The sequence below is a fragment of the Neorhizobium phenanthreniclasticum genome (genome assembly GCF_040066075.1).
In the GTDB taxonomy this organism is placed as follows: Bacteria; Pseudomonadota; Alphaproteobacteria; order Rhizobiales; family Rhizobiaceae; genus Neorhizobium; species Neorhizobium petrolearium.
This window is the reverse complement of sequence record NZ_JBEAAL010000007.1, coordinates 261,740-280,110: the sequence shown is the minus strand read 5'-3', so window position 1 is coordinate 280,110 and position 18,371 is coordinate 261,740. Positions and strand designations below refer to the sequence as shown.

General features: G+C 61.5%; 15 protein-coding genes. 7 read left to right on the top strand and 8 right to left on the bottom strand.

Going from position 1 to position 18,371, the window contains the following annotated elements; all coding sequences use genetic code 11:
• From ABK249_RS13025 to ABK249_RS13015, 3 genes are all read right to left on the bottom strand, one after another.
• The coding region (locus ABK249_RS13025) for a phosphoketolase family protein (protein WP_348863127.1) at nt 1-1,115 on the bottom strand (1,115 nt) is incomplete at its 3' end.
• A 90-nt stretch (nt 1,116-1,205) separates the two neighbouring features.
• On the bottom strand, nt 1,206-2,405 hold the full coding sequence (locus ABK249_RS13020; protein WP_348863126.1) for an acetate/propionate family kinase: 1,200 nt from the start codon (nt 2,403-2,405) through the stop codon (nt 1,206-1,208).
• Complete coding sequence (locus ABK249_RS13015) at nt 2,402-3,463, bottom strand: bifunctional enoyl-CoA hydratase/phosphate acetyltransferase (protein WP_265105686.1); 1,062 nt, start codon at nt 3,461-3,463, stop codon at nt 2,402-2,404. Before ABK249_RS13015 ends, ABK249_RS13020 begins: the two co-directional genes overlap by 4 nt.
• 56 nt (nt 3,464-3,519) lie before the next feature.
• Between ABK249_RS13015 and ABK249_RS13010 the strand changes: the two genes are divergently transcribed.
• Nucleotides 3,520-5,001, top strand: a complete 1,482-nt coding sequence (locus tag ABK249_RS13010; protein WP_348863125.1) for a pyruvate kinase — start codon at nt 3,520-3,522, stop codon at nt 4,999-5,001.
• 96 nt (nt 5,002-5,097) lie between these two features.
• The gene (locus ABK249_RS13005) at nt 5,098-6,612 is read left to right on the top strand and encodes a bifunctional aminoglycoside phosphotransferase/ATP-binding protein (protein WP_348863124.1); all 1,515 of its coding nucleotides are present in this window, start codon (nt 5,098-5,100) and stop codon (nt 6,610-6,612) included.
• A 40-nt stretch (nt 6,613-6,652) separates the two neighbouring features.
• On the opposite strand, the gene adhP is transcribed toward ABK249_RS13005, so the two are convergent.
• Together adhP and ABK249_RS12995 are read right to left on the bottom strand one after the other, a co-directional pair.
• Complete coding sequence (adhP, locus tag ABK249_RS13000; protein WP_227702997.1) at nt 6,653-7,690, bottom strand: alcohol dehydrogenase AdhP; 1,038 nt, start codon at nt 7,688-7,690, stop codon at nt 6,653-6,655.
• Nucleotides 7,691-7,868: 178 nt separating this feature from the next.
• Nucleotides 7,869-8,633: a response regulator gene (locus tag ABK249_RS12995; protein WP_348863123.1), complete on the bottom strand. Its 765-nt coding sequence runs from the start codon at nt 8,631-8,633 to the stop codon at nt 7,869-7,871.
• A gap of 336 nt (nt 8,634-8,969) precedes the next feature.
• Between ABK249_RS12995 and ABK249_RS12990 the strand changes: the two genes are divergently transcribed.
• The 4 genes from ABK249_RS12990 to ABK249_RS12975 all read left to right on the top strand — a co-directional run bounded on the left by ABK249_RS12990 (nt 8,970) and on the right by ABK249_RS12975 (nt 13,696).
• Nucleotides 8,970-9,632, top strand: coding sequence for a dihydrofolate reductase (locus ABK249_RS12990; protein ID WP_348863122.1), 663 nt, complete (start codon nt 8,970-8,972; stop codon nt 9,630-9,632).
• Between the two features lie 182 nt (nt 9,633-9,814).
• Nucleotides 9,815-10,912 carry an FtsH protease activity modulator HflK gene (gene hflK, locus ABK249_RS12985; RefSeq protein WP_227702995.1) on the top strand — a complete coding sequence of 366 codons (1,098 nt, stop codon included), beginning with the start codon at nt 9,815-9,817 and terminating at the stop codon, nt 10,910-10,912.
• Nucleotides 10,909-11,847, top strand: coding sequence for a protease modulator HflC (gene hflC / locus ABK249_RS12980; RefSeq protein ID WP_348863121.1), 939 nt, complete (start codon nt 10,909-10,911; stop codon nt 11,845-11,847). The genes hflK and hflC overlap by 4 nt, the downstream gene beginning before the upstream one ends.
• A gap of 220 nt (nt 11,848-12,067) precedes the next feature.
• Complete coding sequence (locus ABK249_RS12975) at nt 12,068-13,696, top strand: Do family serine endopeptidase (protein WP_227702993.1); 1,629 nt, start codon at nt 12,068-12,070, stop codon at nt 13,694-13,696.
• 2 nt (nt 13,697-13,698) lie between these two features.
• Here the strand turns inward: ABK249_RS12975 and ABK249_RS12970 are convergent, their stop codons facing one another.
• On the bottom strand, nt 13,699-14,292 hold the full coding sequence (locus ABK249_RS12970) for a GNAT family N-acetyltransferase (protein ID WP_348863120.1): 594 nt from the start codon (nt 14,290-14,292) through the stop codon (nt 13,699-13,701).
• Entirely contained in the window at nt 14,289-15,179 is an 891-nt protein-coding gene (gene serB / locus ABK249_RS12965; RefSeq protein ID WP_348863119.1) for a phosphoserine phosphatase SerB, read from the bottom strand. The genes ABK249_RS12970 and serB overlap by 4 nt, the downstream gene beginning before the upstream one ends.
• Between serB and miaA the strand changes: the two genes are divergently transcribed.
• A complete protein-coding gene (gene miaA, locus ABK249_RS12960) occupies nt 15,180-16,073 on the top strand; it encodes a tRNA (adenosine(37)-N6)-dimethylallyltransferase MiaA (RefSeq protein ID WP_348863118.1) in 894 nt (297 codons plus the stop codon).
• Here the strand turns inward: miaA and ABK249_RS12955 are convergent, their stop codons facing one another.
• Nucleotides 16,074-18,176 carry an ATP-binding protein gene (locus ABK249_RS12955; protein WP_348863117.1) on the bottom strand — a complete coding sequence of 701 codons (2,103 nt, stop codon included), beginning with the start codon at nt 18,174-18,176 and terminating at the stop codon, nt 16,074-16,076.
• Nucleotides 18,177-18,371: the final 195 nt, after the last annotated feature.

The following is an 18,371-nucleotide window of genomic DNA, read 5'->3' as shown; positions in this document are numbered from 1 at the left end:
GGGGGATGGGGTTGGGCGCCCGGGGGGGTGTTACCCTGCGGGGACAGGGGGCGCAATCCCGCCCTCTGCCGGCCTTCTGCATCGACCGGATCTTCCGGATCGTAGCTCCGCATCCAGTCTTCGAGGATCTTGCGGTGGCCGTCGTCCTCGCGGCAATTGGCGACCGGCACCTGGTGCGCCCGCCAGAAACCCTCGACTTTCTTGCCATCCACTTCCTTCGGACCCGTCCAGCCCTTGGGGCTGCGGAGCACGATCATGGGCCAGCGCGGGCAGCCGTCGCCGGCCTTTCCTTCGCGGGCTTGCCTCTGGATCGTGCGGATGCGGTCGAACACCTCGTCGAGCACCGACGCCATCTGCCGGTGCATCCGTTCCGGCTCATGTCCTTCGACGAAGAAGGGCTCATAGCCATAACCCCGGAACAGATGTTCGAGGTCTTCGTCGCCCACGCGGGAAAGCACGGTCGGGTTGGCGATCTTGTAGCCGTTCAGATGCAGGATCGGCAGCACGGCACCGTCGCGGGCGGGATTGATGAACTTGTTCGACTGCCAGCTTGCCGAAAGCGGCCCGGTCTCCGCCTCGCCGTCACCGACGACACAGGCGACGACCAGATGCGGATTGTCGAAGGCTGCGCCAAAGGCATGCACCAGCGCATAGCCGAGCTCGCCCCCCTCATGGATGGAGCCGGGCGTCTCCGGTGCCGCGTGGCTCGGGATACCGCCCGGGAAGGAGAACTGCCTGAAGAGTTTCTGCATGCCCTCCGCATCTTCCGAGATGTCCGGATAGATTTCGCTGTAGCTGCCTTCGAGATAGGTGCTGGCGACCATGCCGGGTCCGCCATGGCCGGGTCCGCAGACATAGATCATGTCGAGATCGCGGTTGCGGATGATGCGGTTGAGATGGGTGTAGATGAAGTTGAGGCCGGGCGTCGTGCCCCAATGGCCGAGCAGACGCGGCTTGATATGCTCCGCCCTCAAGGGCTCGCGGAGGAGCGGGTTGTCGAGCAGATAGATCTGCCCGACGGAAAGATAGTTGGCGGCTCGCCAGTAGCGATCCATCAGCACCAGTTCCTTCGGGTCTATCACAGGTGCTGCGAATGAGGAGGCGCTTGGCTGCATCGGTTTGTTCCTTTGAATGGTCTGGTGCATTTCTATCGGAGGATGGAAACCCGATCGCGACATGGTTCGGGTCATGTTCACCTCTCTGGATCAGAGGGCAGAGATCTGCTCCATCGATTCGAGGATGGCCAGGCACTCCTCAACGATCATCTGTTCCTCGTCGGTGGGAATGACATAGACGGCGATGCGGCTTGCCGATGTACTGATCTTCACCGCATTCCTTGCGTTTGTGTCATCATCCAGCTCGACGCCCAGCCATCGCAGCCGCTCGGCCACGCGTTTGCGAATCTTCGGCTGGTTCTCACCAATGCCGGCCGTGAAAACCAGTGCGTCCAACCCGCCCAGCGTGGCGGCCAGACGGCAGACTTCTCCGGCAATTCTCAGCGTGAAGAGGTCGATCGCCTCCTTCGCCTGCCGGCTGTCGTCCTCGATGAGTTCGCGGGTGTCGCCGCTGAGGCCCGAGACGCCGAGCAGGCCCGACTGATGATAGAGCATGTCCTCGACCTCTTCGAGGGGCTTGCCGAGCGGACCCAGGAAATGCAGCAGGACGCCGGGATCGAGCCAGCCGGGACGCGTCGCCATCGGGATGCCGTCAAGCGTGGAAAAACCCATGCTGGTATCGCGGCTCAAGCCGTTTTCGGTGGCACAGAGGCTGGCGCCGCTGCCGAGATGGGCGATGACGACCTTGCCGTGGGCGATGTTCGGCTCCTGCCGGGCAAGCGCGCCGGCCACATATTCGTAGGAGAGCCCGTGGAAACCGTAACGCTTGACGCCCCGGTCGTGCCAGGCGCGGGGGATGGCGAACCGCCGGACGAGGTCCGGCTGGGTCGCATGGAAGGTCGTGTCGAACGAGCCGGTCTGGAAAAGCTGCGGGCGCAGATGCCGGACGGCCCTGATCAGCCGCAGTGCCTGCGGCTGATGAAGCGGCGCCAGTTCCGTCAGCGTCCTGATTTTCTCCAGGGCTTCGGCGTCCAGTTCGACAGGTCCGTCGAAGATGTCGCCGCCGTGGACGATCCTGTGGCCGGCGGCGGTGACGGCCCTGAGGTCGAAATGCTTGTCCAGTTCGGAAAACACCTCGTCCATGAGATCGGCGAGATCGTCGCCGGATTCTGCCCTCAAGGGCAGCTCGAATTGCGTCGGTCCTTCCTTCAGATGCAGCATCAGCGGCCGGCTCGCGAAATCGACGACGGCCTTGCCGACTCGTTTCGGACCTTCTCCGTCCAGTGAAAAAATGCCGATCTTCACCGTCGAGGAGCCGGCATTGAAGGTCAGGAGAAGCTTGTCTGTCATGCGATGCCCCTTGTCTCGTGGTGCCTGGCGGCCATCAGCTTGGCAAGTGCGGCGGAGGCCGTGCGAACCTTGGCGGGATCGGCCCGGCTTGTCAGTATGATAGGGACGCGGGCGCCGAGGACCAGTCCCGCCGCGTCGGCGCCGGCAAAATAGATGAGCTGCTTGGCAAGCATATTACCGGCTTCGAGATCAGGAACCAGCAGGATATCCGCCTGTCCGGCAACGGGCGAGGCGATGCATTTGGCCTGCGCCGCCTCGATGCTGATCGCATTGTCGAAGGCGAGCGGTCCGTCGACCACCGCGCCGGTGATCTGACCGCGTGCCGCCATGACAGTGAGTGCGGCGGCGTCGAGCGTCGCCGGCATCTTGCTGTTGACGGTCTCAACTGCCGCCAGCACGGCGACGAGCGGTTTTTCGATGCCGATCAGGTGCATGAGATCGATGGCGTTCTGGCAGATGTCGCGCTTCTGATCGAGGTCCGGCTGGATGTTGATCGCCGCATCGGTCACCACGAGAAGCTTGTCATAGGCCGGTATGTCCATGACGTAGACGTGGCTCATGCGCCGCTCGGTCTTCAATCGCGAGGATGGCGCCATCACCGCCGAAAGCAGTTCGTCGCTATGGAGGCTGCCTTTCATCAGCGCCGTGACCTTGCCGGTCGAGGCGAGTTCGACGGCGCGGTCCGCCGCAGCGTGGCTGTGCTCCACGGGATCGATGTCGATGCCTTCGAGCGAGAGTTCGGCGGCGGCCGCGATCGCCCTGATCTTGTGCTCGGGTCCGACGAGGACCGGATCGAGAAGGCCTTGCTCCTTGAGTTCGACCGCCGAGCGCAGCGCTTCGGTCGAGCAGGGATGGACCACCGCCGTCCGCATGGGTGGTAGAGAAATTGCTTCGCGGATGAAGGCCTCGTAGCGTCCGTGATGTCTCAGCATGTTTTCCACCGTCCTGATCCTTTCGTACGTGAAAAGGAAACCGAGCGGCGCGCACCGCTTGCAGCTTTTCTGGCCGGGAAGGGCGGAGGGTTCCTTGACACAGCGCAAGGCGGGAACCCTCGTCATCAAGAATTGATCTTGGCGGAGCAGTCTTCGATGACCTTACCTGAAGGAGAGAAGCGATGCCGCATGCGGTCGAGAATGCCTCCGACCTGGTCGATGAACTGCTGGCCTTGCGCAAGGATATCATCGAGCAGGCGGTGCCGATGCTCGCGGGCCTCGCGGGTGCCGGGCAAATGGCTGAAGAAAAGCGGGCAGGGCTGGAGAACCTCTGCCATTATCTGGCGCTGCGGCACCATGATCTGAGGCCTCTGCAACGCAAGCTGATGTGGCGGGGACTCTCGTCGCTCGGCCGGCTGGAAAGCCGGGTCCTGCCGACGATCGATGCGGTTCTGGCGGCGCTGGCGGCCATTCGCGGCACCGATCCGGCATTTCCGCCACCTTCGGAGGAACGGTTCTTCCGGGGCGAAAACCTTCTGAGGCAGGCGGCGGATGAGCTTTTCGGACCGCCCCGCGTCCATCGGCGCGGACGCATCATGGTGACGCTGCCGAGCGAGGCTGCCGCTCAGCCGGACTTCGTCCTCGACCTGGCCAAACGCGGAATGGACGTGGCGCGGATCAACTGCGCGCATGACGATGAGCGAGCCTGGGCGGAAATGGCCAGGCATGTCCGTGCCGCAAGCGCTGCTCTCGACCGCCGCCTGACGATCCTCATGGACATTGCGGGGCCGAAGATCCGCACGGAGGCGGTTGCGGGCGAAAAGGGCGCTAGGCTCAAGGCGGGCGATCTCCTGCGGCTGGTGGCGAAGGGCGCTCCCTATGTGACACCCGAGGCAGCCTTCTGTGCCGCCGTCTCGTTGCCGGAGATCGTCACCCGCCTCTCGGTTGGCGATCGTATCCGCTATGACGACGGCAAGCTGGAGGGCGTGGTCGAAAGCGTTTCCGAAGGGGAGGCGCTCGTAAGGGTCGGGCGTACGAAGACGGGAGGCGCCAAACTGAAGCCGGAGAAGGGTCTCAATCTGCCGGACACCGCTCTCGGCCTTTGCCCCTTGACCGCCAAGGACCATAGCGATCTTGCCACGATCATCGGTCAGGCGGACATGCTCGGCTACTCTTTCGTCAGCCGCGCCGACGATATCGACCTTCTGGAAGAGGCGCTTGCCGAATTTCCGCCTCGCGAGCATGCCCTGGGGCTGATCGCCAAGATCGAGCAGCCACAGGCCGTCACCAGCCTGCCGGCGCTGATCGCACGGGCGCGCTGCCGGGGGCGTCCTTTCGGAGTGATGATCGCCCGCGGCGATCTCGCCGCCGAGATCGGTTTCGAGCGGGTCGCGGAAATGCAGGAGGAAATCCTTTGGATCTGCGAGGCGGCTTTCGTCCCGACGGTATGGGCGACGCAGGTTCTGGAGGATCTTGTCAAAACCGGCCTGCCGTCCAGGGGCGAAATGACCGATGCGGCCATGGCTGCCCGCGCGGAATGCGTCATGCTCAACAAAGGGCCTGCCGTCAGTGAAGCCGTGACCCTGCTCGACAGCCTGCTTGCCCGGATGGATGCGCATATCTTCAAGAAGACCCCGACCCTGCGGGCCCTGAAGTCGTGGTGAAGGCGGAAGGCGGATTTAGCCGTTGACTCACGTCAAGGTCATGCCGAGCATCGGGTGGCCATGTTCATCACATGGTGTTCGGCGAGGAAAAGGACGATGATGACGGACGATCAGAGCGGCACGATCACTTTCCTGGCCGATCCGGCTACCCATGGCATGACCGATGGGGTTGACGTCATGGAGACGCATATCTCGGTGATCGTATTGGCCGGAGACAGAGCCTATAAGCTGAAGAAGGCGCTGAAGCTCCCTTACGTGGATTTCTCCACTGCCGCGATCCGTGAGGAGGCCTGCCGCAAGGAAGTCTCGTTAAACGGCGAGACGGCGCCTGGACTTTATCTCGGCGTGCGGCGGATCACGCGGGCTTCGGATGGGACCCTTGAATTCGACGGTGACGGACCGCTGGTGGATTCGGTTGTCGAGATGACCCGATTCGAGCAGGAACAACTCTTCGACCGTATGGCGGTCGCGGATAGGCTGACGCCCGAGCTGATGACCGCCACCGCCCGCATGATTGCGGTCTATCACAGCAAGGCGCCCGCGGTTTCCGTCGGCGGCGGCGCTGAGAATATCGGTGCCGTTCTCGATATCAACGACGCCGGTTTCGCCACCAGCCAAGTCTTCGACCCGGCGGCGGTGGGAAGCCTCAGTGAAGCGTTCCGGTCCAAGCTTCGCCGCCATGCGCCGCTGCTCGATCGCCGGGCGGTGAATGGCAGGGTCCGCCGCTGCCATGGCGACCTCCATCTTCGCAACATATGCCTGTTGGACGGCAGGCCGTGCCTCTTCGACTGCATCGAATTCAACGCGCAGATCGCCACGGTCGACGTGCTTTACGATCTCGCCTTCCTGCTCATGGATCTGTGGCATCGCGGCTTTCCGGACTTCGCCAACCTGGTGATGAACCGATATCTGGACGAGACGGATGACGAGGATGGCTTCTGCCTGCTGCCGTTCTTCATGGCGATTCGTGCGCAGGTCCGTGCCCATGTCACCGCGACGCAAGCCGAAGAAGACGGGCAAGACAGAAGCAGATTGGCGGAGGAGGCAAAGTCCTATTTCGATCTTGCGCATGCGCTGCTGGAGGATAGGCCCGCTTGTCTCATCGCCATCGGAGGCTTGAGCGGCTCGGGCAAGACGACGGTTGCCGAACGCCTCGCCTCGCAGATCGGTGCGCCTCCCGGCGCCCGGATCATCGAAAGCGACCGCATTCGAAAAGCCCTGCATGGGGTTTCAGCCGAAACGAGATTGCCGGCTGCCGCATACAATCCGGATGTTTCAAAGGCTGTCTATCGGGAAATGGCCCGGCGCGCGGAACTGATCCTGACCGAGGGCGGCAGCGTGGTCGCAGACGCCGTTTTCGACAATCCGGCCAATCGGCACCTCATCGAGGCCGCGGCAACCAATGCCGGCGCCGATTTCCGAGGTATCTGGCTCGATGCCGACCCGGCGCTGCTCCTTCAGCGGGTACGCAACCGCGTCGGCGGGCCCTCGGATGCCGACGCGAACGTGCTTGCGGGCCAACTGGCCCGCAAACCGACGGACATTACGTGGCGGCATGTCGATGCATCAATGCCATTGGAGGAGATCGTGACGGCCATCGCTCGCCGCTAAGAGGAGCGCCGGGCGATCGCTGCCCGGCGGTCTGCTGCAATCAGGTGGCGGATGAGAAATCCAGCACCATGCGCCCCTCGATCTTGCCGTCCTTGAGGCGGGCGAAGATATCGTTGATGTCTTCGAGCGGCGCCTTGTGGATTTCGGTCCTGACCTTGCCGTCGGTCGCGAAGGCGATCGCCTCGTCAAGGTCGCGTCGCGTCCCGACGATCGAGCCGCGCACGGTGATGCGCTTCAGAACGACATCGAAGATGGGCGTCGGGAATTCCCCCGGCGGCAGACCGACAAGGCTGACCGTGCCCCTGCGCCGCACCATCCGGATCGCCTGGGAGAAGGCCGGTGGCGACACGGCGGTCACGAGAACGCCGTGGGCTCCGCCGCCGGTGGCATCCCGGACCTCCTCGACGGCCGTCAGGGCGCGGGCATCGACGGCGAGATCCGCCCCGACGCTGCGGGCGAGTTCGAGCTTGTCGGCGGCGACATCCAGGGCCGCAACCTTCAGACCCATCGCCTTAGCATACTGGATGGCGACATGGCCGAGGCCGCCGATGCCGGAGATCGCCACCCATTCACCGGGTCGGGCTTCGGTCTCCTTGAGCCCCTTGTAGGTGGTGACGCCGGCGCAGAGGATCGGCGAGATCGCGGCGAAATCGACGTTCTGCGGCAGACGCGCCGCAAAGGCCGCCGACGCGACGACATATTCGGCAAATCCGCCGTCGCAGCTATAGCCGGTATTGTGCTGGTGTTCGCAGAGCGTTTCCCAGCCCGTCTCGCAATATTCGCAGCGCAGGCAGGCATCATGCAGCCAGGCGACACCAACCGCATCGCCTTCCTTGAAATCCGTAACGCCCGGACCGAGCTCGACGACCACGCCGGCCACCTCGTGGCCGGGAATGAAGGGCGGCGTCGGCTTGACCGGCCAATCGCCGTCCGCCGCATGAAGGTCGGTGTGGCAGACACCGCAGGCCATCACCTTCACGAGGATTTCGCCCGGGCCGGGCACTGGAACGGGAACGCTTTCGATCGCGAGAGGTTTGCCGAATTGATGCACCACGGCAGCTTTCATCATTCTGGCCATCTTTGTCTCCTTCAGGTGAGGGTGCAATATGGGCGCCGATTGTCGCGAACCGGACCGCCGCTTCATTGATCCAGCGCAATCAGAGAGGATTGATGCCAGGCCCTAAGGGCAGTCAGGTCCCAGATGTTCCTGCAAGAATACGGCGAAATCACCTATCTTGCCGTCGTCGAAATTCGGATCAGACGATCTTGGCGGTGAAGACGTAGCCGACGCCGCGCACGGCCTTGATGAACTGAGGTCGTCCGGCGTCGGCTTCGATCTTGCGACGGAGCCTGACGATCTGCGCATCGACCGTCCGGTCGAATGCCCCAAGCTGGCGCCCACGCGTCGCGTCCATCAGGAATTCGCGGGAAAGCACCCGTCCGGCATGCTGCACGAATGTCGCGAGCATTTCGAATTCGCCGGTGGTTAGCTCGACGCTCGTACCTTCGGCGGTGAAGAGCTCACGTCTTTCCAGGTCCAGCGCCCAGTTTTCGAAACGGACGATCCTGCCATCCCCGGCATTCTGCCGGGCGTTCCCAGGCTGGCGTCGCCGCAGGATGGACCTTAACCGGGCATGGACCTCGCGCAGGTGAAAGGGCTTGGCGACATAGTCGTCCGCTCCGATCTCCAGACCGATGATCCTGTCGATTACATCGTCGCGCCCCGAGACGATCATGATCGGAATATCCGAATATGTCCGGAGTTCGCGCGCAAGATCCAATCCGTCCTCGCCGCCCCCCAGTGACAGATCGAGGAGAACGATGTCGACGTTCCCGTGCTTCAGGTGCGCCTGCATCTCGGCGCCGTTGGCAGCTGCGCTGACCACATAGCCCTCGCCGTCGAAATAGCGGGTGAGCATCTGGCGCACTCTTTCGTCATCGTCGACGACGAGGATATGCGCTGCCTGAAACTGGCGTGATGATGCCTGAAAGGAGGCCGTATCCGCTACAATCTGTTGCATAACCGAACCGTCTCCAATACCGCTAGATTCGTTTGTTGCCTGTGCCGGAGCGACCGGCTCTATCGAACGAAAGCGGGGTCATGTTTCTGACGAACTGTTCGAGTGCTCTCCATATGCGGAATGCAGCTTTTGCATATGAGACAAATTGCCCACACGTTCTGGTTTCGGAGCGCTGGGTTTAGACTAAGCTTTAAAAGTGCAGGCTGTGTATTTCGCACAAGCCATTTTTGTCATGCGGTTGTCTTGAGGAGATATCTATGAAATTACCTGTACCCGCTATTTAATGGCGGAGTCAGTACGAAGGTAGTTGCAGTGTCGAGAAAACCGAGAGCCAAAATGCCATCAGCCGTAACGGTTGTGGCGAGGAGCTACCCGGACCGCATTATTGGTATCGAAAATAAGCTGCCTTGGCATTTAGGAACTGATTTAAAAAATTTTAAATCGCTCACCCAAGATCATGCGATCATTATGGGACGAAAGACGTTTGAGTCGATTGGCCGACCGCTTCCTAGGCGAGTAAATATTGTTTTGTCCCGAGAACGGCTTGAGGACGAAGAAAATGTAAAATGGGCACAAGATCCCGAGACTGCGCTGCTTTTGGCAGATTTCTACTCTATTTCCATGGGGAAATCGCAGTTCTTTATTATTGGTGGAGAGAATATTTATGATGTATTTAATAAATATATTAATAGCGTATTCCTTACGGAGGTAAATACGGGTCCGATAAATGGCGATGCCAAATTCGACTACGATTTTGATCCAAAGGAGTGGTATTTTAAATTCGAGCGTGAATTTCCTAAATCCGAGATCGATGATTTTTCATTTCGGATATCATATTTGGTTCGACGCAGGCGTGAGCATCGTCAGAGATTCATTAGTGAATTTAAAGAGAGTAACCCTCTTTTCGAGATGAGATGGGACGAATTTGCGGAAGGCATGCCGACGCGAGTTGAGCAGGAGCTTGAGAAGCAACAACTCGATTTTATCGAGCGTTTGTAGCTCAAACTATCGGCTAGTTATTCATTGCCTAGCGACAAACTGAAACATTTCGTTACCAAACAACGGGAAGTTATTGAGTCCGCGTTGAAAGCGACCCGGCTCATACCTATAACGGGCAATGGCGGGACGACCTTCACACGGCAAGGTCGCGGCCTGGGAGCGACACAGACAAAGAGGTTTTGATGCCCTGGAGCAATCAGAATGGCGGCGGCGGCCCTTGGGGCGGCGGCGGCGGTAACAATCAGGGCCCCTGGGGGCAGGGACCGAACCGCCCGCGCGGCGGCGGCAGCGGCGGCCCGCCTGATCTCGAAGACATCATCCGGCGCAGTCAGGACCGGTTGCGCGGTGTGATGCCCGGCGGCTTCAACGGCGGGGCTCTTGCGATCGTGGTGATCGTAATCCTGGCTTTCCTCGCTTTCCAGTCCGTCTATACCGTGCAGCCGGACGAGCGCGGCGTCGAATTGCGCTTCGGCCGCCCGAAGGACGAGATCTCGATGCCGGGCCTGCATTTCCATTTCTGGCCCCTCGAAACAGTCGAGATCGTCAAAGTTACCGAGCAGCAGCAGAATATCGGCGCGGCGCGCGGTTCGAACTCCAATGCGGGCTGGATGCTGACCGGCGACCAGAACATCGTCAACGTGCAGTTCTCGGTGCTCTTTACCGTCACCGATCCGAAGGCCTACCTGTTCAATCTGGAAAACCCGGCGTCAACGCTGCAGCAGGTCGCGGAAAGCGCCATGCGCGAGGTTGTCGGCCGCCGCCCGGCCCAGGATGTCTTCCGAGACAATCGCGAAGATATCTCGACCGAAGTGCGCGGTATCATCCAGGGCACGATGGACACTTACGGTTCCGGTATTGCCATCAACGCCGTGCCGATCGAGGACGCCGCGCCGCCGCGTGAAGTGGCCGATGCCTTCGAAGAAGTGCAGCGGGCCGAACAGGACGAGGATCGCTTCGTTGAAGAGGCCAACCAATACGCCAACCAGAAACTCGGTCAGGCGCGCGGCCAGGCCGCCCAGGTCCGCGAAGAGGCATCCGCCTACAAGGATCGGGTCGTCAATGAGGCTCAGGGTGAGGCGCAGCGCTTCATCTCCATCTATCAGGAATACGCCAACGCGCCGGAAGTCACACGCCGACGCATCTTCCTCGAAACCATGGAAGCCGTGCTGAAGAATTCCAACACGATCATCCTGGACGACAAGCAGGGCGTCGTTCCCTATCTGCCGCTCAACGAACTCAACCGGCAGCAGCAACCGACTCAGCAGGGAGCCGCCCGATGAACTCCAACCGACTTCCCGCAGTCCTCATCGGCCTCGCTGTCGTCCTGCTGCTTGTCTATTCCTCTGTCTTCGTGGTCAACGAGCGTGAGCAGGCGATCGTCGTCCGCTTCGGTGAGATCCAGGACGTCAAGCGCGACCCAGGCATCTATTTCAAATTGCCCTTCGCTTTCATGGACGCCGATCGGGTTCAATATGTCGAAGACCGGGCGCTGCGCTTCGATCTCGACAATATCCGCGTGCAGGTCCGCGGCGGCGCCTTCTACGAGGTGGATGCGTTCGTGGTCTATTCGATCAGCGATCCCCGTCGTTTCCGTGAGACTGTTTCCGGCGATCGAGTGTCCGCCGAATCGCGCCTGCGTACGCGTCTCGATGCGGCGCTTCGGCGTGTCTACGGTTTGCGCAACTTCGATGCGGCGCTTTCCGACGAACGTGCGTCAATGATGCAGGAAGTTCATGCCGATCTGAACACTGCTGCCGAAACGCTTGGCCTTACGATCCGCGACGTGCGCATCCGCCGCACGGATTTGACGCAGGAGGTCTCGGCACAGACTTTCCAGCGCATGCGGGCAGAGCGTCTCGCCGAGGCCGAACTGATCCGCGCCCGCGGCAACGAGCAGGGCCAGCGGCGGAGGGCCATCGCCGACCGCCAGGTGGTCGAGCTTGTTTCCGAAGCGCAGCGGGATTCGGAAATCCTGCGCGGCGAAGGTGATGCCGAGCGCAACAAGATCTTCGGGGAGGCCTTTCAGCGCGATCCGGGCTTCTTCGAGTTCTACCGCTCCATGCGAGCCTATGTCGCTTCGTTCGCCGACAAGGGCACGACCATGGTGCTCTCGCCGGATTCGGAATTCTTCCGCTTCTTCCAATCTTCCGACGGCGACGGGCCTGTGCCGCAGGCTCCAATTCCGCCAGCGCCGCCGGCCGCGCCGGCCAACTGACCGGATTGCATCGGGGCGGTGAGAGACCGCCCCGTTTGTCTGCGAGAGCATTCGCGACCGAAACGTGGAGGGAGCGCAATCCTCACGAAAAGGTAATTTCCCCCGTGCTTATTCCGCCTTATGCTCTGCCGAAACTCCGCCCGATTCAAAGGCTCCAATAGGCCCGCCCGGGTGAGCGCCGCTTCTCGGGATGCGGAAATTCCAATAGCGAGGATGCCATATGGCCCATTCGGTTCGATCGTCCTTCAAGCACACCGTCATGCTGACGGCGGCTTTTGCCGTATTGGCGGGACCCTTGCAGGCGATCGCCCAGACACCGGCGCCCCCGTCTCCCGGGCAGAATGGCAATCCGCCGGGGTCCATGTTGCCGGCGCCGCCGACACCATCTCCGACCATCAATCCTCCGCCGCCGCCCGGTCCGGCTGCCGCAGGCCCGGCCTCGATCGCCGATCTCGCCGAAGGCCTGCTTGATGCGGTGGTGAACATTTCCACCTCCCAGAGCGTCAAGGATGGAGGTGCCGGCCCACAACCGCAGATCCAGGAAGGATCACCCTTCCAGGAATTCTTCGAGGATTTTTTCGACAGCCCCGACAATCAGAACGGCAATCAGAAGGTCTCTTCGCTTGGTTCCGGCTTTGTGATCGATCCGGCCGGCTTCGTGGTGACCAACAACCACGTGATCGAAGGCGCCGACGACATCGAAGTGATTTTTCCGAACGGCTCCAAGCTCAAGGCCAGGTTGGTCGGCACCGATACGAAGACCGACCTTTCGGTGCTCAAGGTTGAGCCGAAGACGCCGTTGAAAGCCGTCCGTTTCGGCGATTCCCGAAGGATGCGCATCGGTGACTGGGTGATGGCGATCGGCAACCCGTTCGGCCTTGGCGGGTCGGTGACGCTCGGCATCATCTCGGCGCGAGGCCGCAATATCAATGCCGGTCCCTATGACAACTTCATCCAGACGGACGCAGCGATCAACAAGGGCAATTCCGGTGGCCCCCTGTTCAACATGCGCGGCGAGGTCATCGGCATCAACACGGCGATCATCTCGCCCTCCGGCGGCTCGATCGGCATCGGGTTTGCGGTACCGACGGAACTTGCCGAAAACATTGTGCATCAGCTCATCGAATTCGGCGAGACGCGTCGGGGATGGCTCGGTGTTCGCATCCAGCCGGTAACCGATGACGTGGCATCAAGCCTCGGCCTCGATCGTGCGCGCGGTGCGCTGGTTTCCGGCGTCGTCAGCGATGGTCCGATCAAGAACGGCGAAATCAAGGCCGGCGATGTGATCCTGACCTTCGACGGTCAGCCGGTCAACGAGATGCGCGACCTGCCGCGCATCGTGGCGGAAAGCCCGGTCGGCAAGGATGTCGATGTCGTGATCCTGCGTGATGGCAAGGAGCAGACAGTGAAGGTGCCGCTCGGCCGGCTCGAAGACAGCGCCGAGGCGGAGGACGACACTGAACAGCCATCTCCGCCGGAAGGCCAGGGCCAAGACATGTCGCCGGACAACGGGGCGCCGGACGACCAGAAAGGTGAGGCGGACCAGGGGCCTGCCGTGACCTTCGGCATGACGCTCGCCGTGCTCGATGAAGAGCGCCGCAAGAGCTTCAGCATCGCCGAGAGCGTCGAGGGCGTGGTGATCACGGCCGTCGAACCGAATTCGCCTGCCGCCCAGAAGGGTTTGAAGGCCGGTGAGGTGGTCGTCGAAGTGGCGCAGGATTTCGTCGAAAGCCCGGATGATGTGGCCACGCGGATCAAGATGCTGAAGGCAGAAGGCCGCCGCAACGCGCATGTGATGATTTCGGATCCCGCCGGCAACCTTCGCTTCGTGGCGCTGCCGCTGGAGTAAGACTAGCGGGGTTGGCCGGCTTTCTGCCTCTGGAGCAGCCATTCGTCCCGCGTCACGGCATAGACGACGTGAGGCTTCAGATGCGGATGCGTATCGGGTACGCGCGGGTGGTCGAAATCGAGGCTCGCAACCCGGTGAAGCCCGAGCCGTTTCATGACGGCCGTCGAACGATGATTGTCCGTCACGGCGAAAGAGACGATGGCGTCGAGGTGCTTCTTGTCGAAAGCGAAATCGAGGAGGGCGCGGGCGGCCTCCGTGACGTAGCCATGGCCCCAGAAACGGGTGGCAAGCCGCCAGCCGATCTCCACCGTTTCGGCCGGGAAGATTTCCGGCATGTTGGCAAGCGAGAGGCCGCAGAAGCCCATGGGCTCCCGCGTTTCCTTGAGTTCCAAGGCGTAGAAGCCGAGCCCGGTCTCGGTGATCGTGTCGTTGAGCCGCGTCAGGAAAGCATCTGCTTCCTCATGGGAGCGCTGGAACGGGAAGAATTCCATCACCTTCGGATCGGCATTGATCTCACGAAACAGGTCGCGGTCACTGTCAAGCCAGCTGCGGAGCCGCAGGCGTTCGGTTTCGAGAATGATCTTTGGTTCTTTCACGGGGTCACGAAATCCGCCTTGCGATAGCCTTGAACATAGAGAAGGGCAGTGAGGTCACCATAGTCAATACGCATCTTTGCCTGGGCGGCGACGGTCGGCTTGGCATGCAGTGCAACGCCCGAGCCGGCTATGCCGAGCATGCCGAGATCATTGGCGCCGTCGCCGACAGCGATTGCATCCTCGGGGGAGATGCCGAGCTTTTCGGTAATGGACAGAAGCGCATCCACCTTGGCCTGTTTGCCGAGAATGGGTTCGACCACTTCGCCGGTGAGGATGCCGTCCTTTTCGATCAGGATGTTCGCCTGGTTTTCGTCGAAACCGAGCGTCTTGGCGATCCGGTTCGTGAAGACCGTAAAGCCGCCGGAGACAAGGGCGGCATAAAAACCTCTCGCCTTCATGGTGGCGATCAGTGCCGGTCCGCCGGAGGTTAGCGTGATGCGCTTGGCGATCACGTCGTCGACGACCGTAATCGGCAAGCCTTTCAGGAGTGCCACGCGCTCTCTGAGGGCCGGCTCGAAGGCGATCTCGCCGTTCATCGCCCGCGCCGTGATCGCCGCCACCTTGTCCTTCAGCCCCACGACATCGGCGAGCTCGTCGATGCATTCCTGGCCGATCATGGTGGAATCCATATCGGCGATCAGGAATTTCTTCCGCCGGGTTTCAGCATTCTGCACGACAACGTCGATCGGCGCAGCCGCGACGACGGCGCGGAGATTGGCCTCGGCCGCCTGAGTGTCCGTATCGTCGCGAAGCACGATATCGCAGGCGATGCCGTCCGCCAGCCAATAGAGGCCGGAGGCCTTCACGGCGTCGGCCGCCTGTTCTCCGACCCTTGCATTGAGAACAGGATTTGACGGATGGGCAATGAGCGTGGCAACGAAAGCCATATGACGACCGACCTTGATGATGAAATGGACGCGATCCTGATAACCGGACCGACGGCGAGCGGCAAGTCGGCTCTTGCACTGCATCTGGCACGGGAGGCAGGCGGTGTGGTCATCAATGCAGACAGCATGCAGGTCTACGACACGCTCAGGGTTCTGACGGCGCGGCCTTCCGAAGCGGAAATGGAAGGCGTGCAGCATCTCCTCTACGGGCATGTGCCGGCGAAGTGCGCCTATTCGACCGGCGAATGGCTGCGCGACGTCCAGGACTTCTTGCCGAAGCTTCGCGCGGAAGGGCGGTTGCCGGTCTTCGTCGGAGGAACGGGACTCTATTTCAAGGCATTGACGGGTGGCTTGTCCGACATGCCCGAGATTTCTCAGGACATCCGCTGCAGGGTGAGACTGCGGCTGAAGGAGGAAGGGCCGGAAGCGCTGCATGCGGAGCTTTCAAGGCGAGATGCAGTGGTTGCCGAAAGCCTAGAGCCGAAGGACGGGCAGCGGATCGTCCGGGCGCTCGAAGTGCTGGAGGAAACCGGCCGCTCTATCGCCGACTTCCAGGGTCGGCAGGGGGCGATGGTGATCGATCCCGCCCGCGCGAAAAAGCTTGTCGTGCTGCCCGACCGGAAAATTCTTCATGAGCGCATCAATCGGCGTTTCGAAAAAATGCTGGAGGGCGGAGCGGTGGACGAGGTGAGGGCGCTTTTGGCGCTCCATCCGGCGCCCGATCTGCCGATCATGAAGGCGATCGGCGTTCGGGAGATTGCCGGGATGCTGGAAGGACGCATGAGCCGCGAGGAGGTGGTCGAGCGCGCCTCGGCGCTGACGCGGCAATATGCCAAGCGGCAGATGACCTGGTTCCGCAACCAGATGGACGAAAGCTGGGAGCGGATCGGCTGATCAATCCTTGTCGTAGAGGCTGCTGAGCGGCTTTTTCAGCAGGCTTTCGCGCAGCGAGCCTTCGCGGCGGAGCAGCGGATTGGGGCGCGGGGCACCTTCCTGTTGTGCAGGAGGGCGCTGAAAAACCGGCTGTGAACCGTCGGTCGAGCGTTCTCGGCGCAGGTCCGCGAAGCGGTCCGGTCGAAGGGGTGCGGGAGGCTCGGAAACCGGCGGACGGGGCAGCATATCCGGATGGTAAGGTTCAGGCTGCGGATCGCCGATCGCGGGCGGACGATTGATCACCACGTGTCCATTGGCACGGATTTCCTGGTTCCATCGTTCGAGTTCTGCGTCACTTGCCGGCGGGAATTCGTCATCCACGTCTGCGTTGTCGGCAGGTATGTCGTCCGCAAAAGCGAGATTGGCAGCGGCATAACTCTGCTGGAAGGCGGAAATATCCGGCCCGCTGGCGGCCCGCATGCGCGCCACGACCGTGCGCAGATCGATCGTGTCCGGCGTGTTTTCCGACCCCTTGTCGGCGATGCCATTGGCCTTTGGCAGGTATTTTTCCTCAACCCTGGCGAATTTCATGCGCATAGGCACCGTAATCGCTTCACCAAAGGCGATCGCCTCGCCATTGCCGATCGAGGAGAGGAAGCTGGTCGTCGAGATCGAGGAGTTCGGGATGGCCGACTTGATGATCTCCTGGTCGCGGTCGTTGGAAAGCCGCATAGCGAACAGGGTCGAGCATTGCGACAGGATCGTCTGATCAAGTTCGCCTGGCCGCTGGGTGATGACGCCGAGCGAAACACCATACTTGCGACCTTCCTTGGCAATGCGCGAGATCGCCTGGCGAGTCGGGAAAAAACCAAGATCGCGGTCAGCCGGCACGTAGCGATGCGCCTCTTCGCAGACGACAAGCATATGGATCGCCCCATTGCTCCAGAGCGCCAGTTCAAATGCCATGCGGCAGAGGATCGAGGCGACCGAGTTGACGACTTCCGAGGGGATGCCGGCGAGCTGGAAGGTGGAGATCGGCCTGTCTCCGCCCGGAATGCGGAAAATATGTGCGATCGTCTCCATGATCGTGTCGTTGATCGTGTTGTTGGAGAACATGAAATGATAGCGCGGGTCGTTGATCGCCGACATGATGCGCATCTTCAATGACCGCAGGAAGGGTTTTTCACCGCGCCCTTCCAGACGACCGATACGTTCATCGATCAGCGCGAGAAGGTCCGCCATACGGTAGGGCACGGGAGTGTCGGCCGTGATCGAGCTCTTTTCGGTCGTGCGGCGCATGAGCGGGGAATCGCTGCCGCGGAAGGCGCGCTTCGCCTCCGGTATCAGGTCGCGCAGGATATCGAGCTCCTCCGGCACCCCGGGCCTGCCCCGGAAAACCACTTCGGCAAATTCTTCCAGCCGCATCAGCCAGAAGGGCAGGTCGAGCGTGTCGGTATCGATGACGACCGCGCGTTCCGGAAAAGCGGCTGCGAACTCGTTGTGCGGATCGAGAATCAGCACGCGCAGCTTCGGATCGGCCTCGATCGCCTTGTTGAGGAGCAAAGACACCGCGGTGGATTTGCCGACCCCCGTTGAGCCGACGACCGCGAAATGCTTCGAGAGCATCGAGGGAATATGGATCGTCGCATCGATGCTCTCATCCTGCGTCAGTTTGCCGATGACGCAGGTGTCGCTCTTGCCCGTATCATAGATGCGCAGGAGATCGGCGGCGCGGATGCGATGCGCTACGGCGCCGAGATAAGGATAGCGAGAGATGCCACGGGAAAACTCCTCGCGGCCATCTCCCCCTTTGCGGACTTCGCCGAGCAGCTCGACCTCGATATGAAAACCGGTGTCCTCGCCGTCGCGCCAGCTTTCATCGCTGGTCCCCATCGCATAGGCGAGCGCCACGACGCGGTTTTCGCCGACGCTGATCGAGATCAGCCGGCCGACGGACCAGAGTTCCGTGAGGTCGGTCTCACCGTTTTGGGCGACAGCGGAAATGGTTGCATTGGAACCGTTGCAGGCCACGACACGGCCCAGCATACGGTTGCCGGGTTTCTGGAGATCGCGGCGATCCTGCTCTCCCGCTGATGCGGAACGGTGGAGATCGTTGTTCAGCAAAATCGACCCCCTGTCATTGGGGTGGCGGATCGGGTCATAGGCTCATCCGTCGGGGCGCTGTCCTTCAAACACCGGAGCATAAGCCCCGCGACTTAACAACTCGTGTAGGTGTGTCCTTAGTGAGGAGACGAAAACGGCGCAGCAAAATCAGCCAAATGGCTTTTTTTGGTGCAAGGTGGCGTTGACGAATAGCAT

Coding starts and splice junctions, on each gene's coding strand:
- ABK249_RS12975 (WP_227702993.1), top strand. CDS start 12,068: ATGGCCCATTCGGTTCGATCGTCCTTCAAGCACACCGTCATGCTGACG.
- ABK249_RS13015 (WP_265105686.1), bottom strand. CDS start 3,463: ATGACGAGGGTTCCCGCCTTGCGCTGTGTCAAGGAACCCTCCGCCCTT.
- serB (WP_348863119.1), bottom strand. CDS start 15,179: ATGGCTTTCGTTGCCACGCTCATTGCCCATCCGTCAAATCCTGTTCTC.
- ABK249_RS13020 (WP_348863126.1), bottom strand. CDS start 2,405: ATGACAGACAAGCTTCTCCTGACCTTCAATGCCGGCTCCTCGACGGTG.
- miaA (WP_348863118.1), top strand. CDS start 15,180: ATGACGACCGACCTTGATGATGAAATGGACGCGATCCTGATAACCGGA.
- adhP (WP_227702997.1), bottom strand. CDS start 7,690: ATGGCCAGAATGATGAAAGCTGCCGTGGTGCATCAATTCGGCAAACCT.
- ABK249_RS13005 (WP_348863124.1), top strand. CDS start 5,098: ATGATGACGGACGATCAGAGCGGCACGATCACTTTCCTGGCCGATCCG.
- hflC (WP_348863121.1), top strand. CDS start 10,909: ATGAACTCCAACCGACTTCCCGCAGTCCTCATCGGCCTCGCTGTCGTC.
- ABK249_RS12995 (WP_348863123.1), bottom strand. CDS start 8,633: ATGCAACAGATTGTAGCGGATACGGCCTCCTTTCAGGCATCATCACGC.
- ABK249_RS13010 (WP_348863125.1), top strand. CDS start 3,520: ATGCCGCATGCGGTCGAGAATGCCTCCGACCTGGTCGATGAACTGCTG.
- hflK (WP_227702995.1), top strand. CDS start 9,815: ATGCCCTGGAGCAATCAGAATGGCGGCGGCGGCCCTTGGGGCGGCGGC.
- ABK249_RS12990 (WP_348863122.1), top strand. CDS start 8,970: ATGCCATCAGCCGTAACGGTTGTGGCGAGGAGCTACCCGGACCGCATT.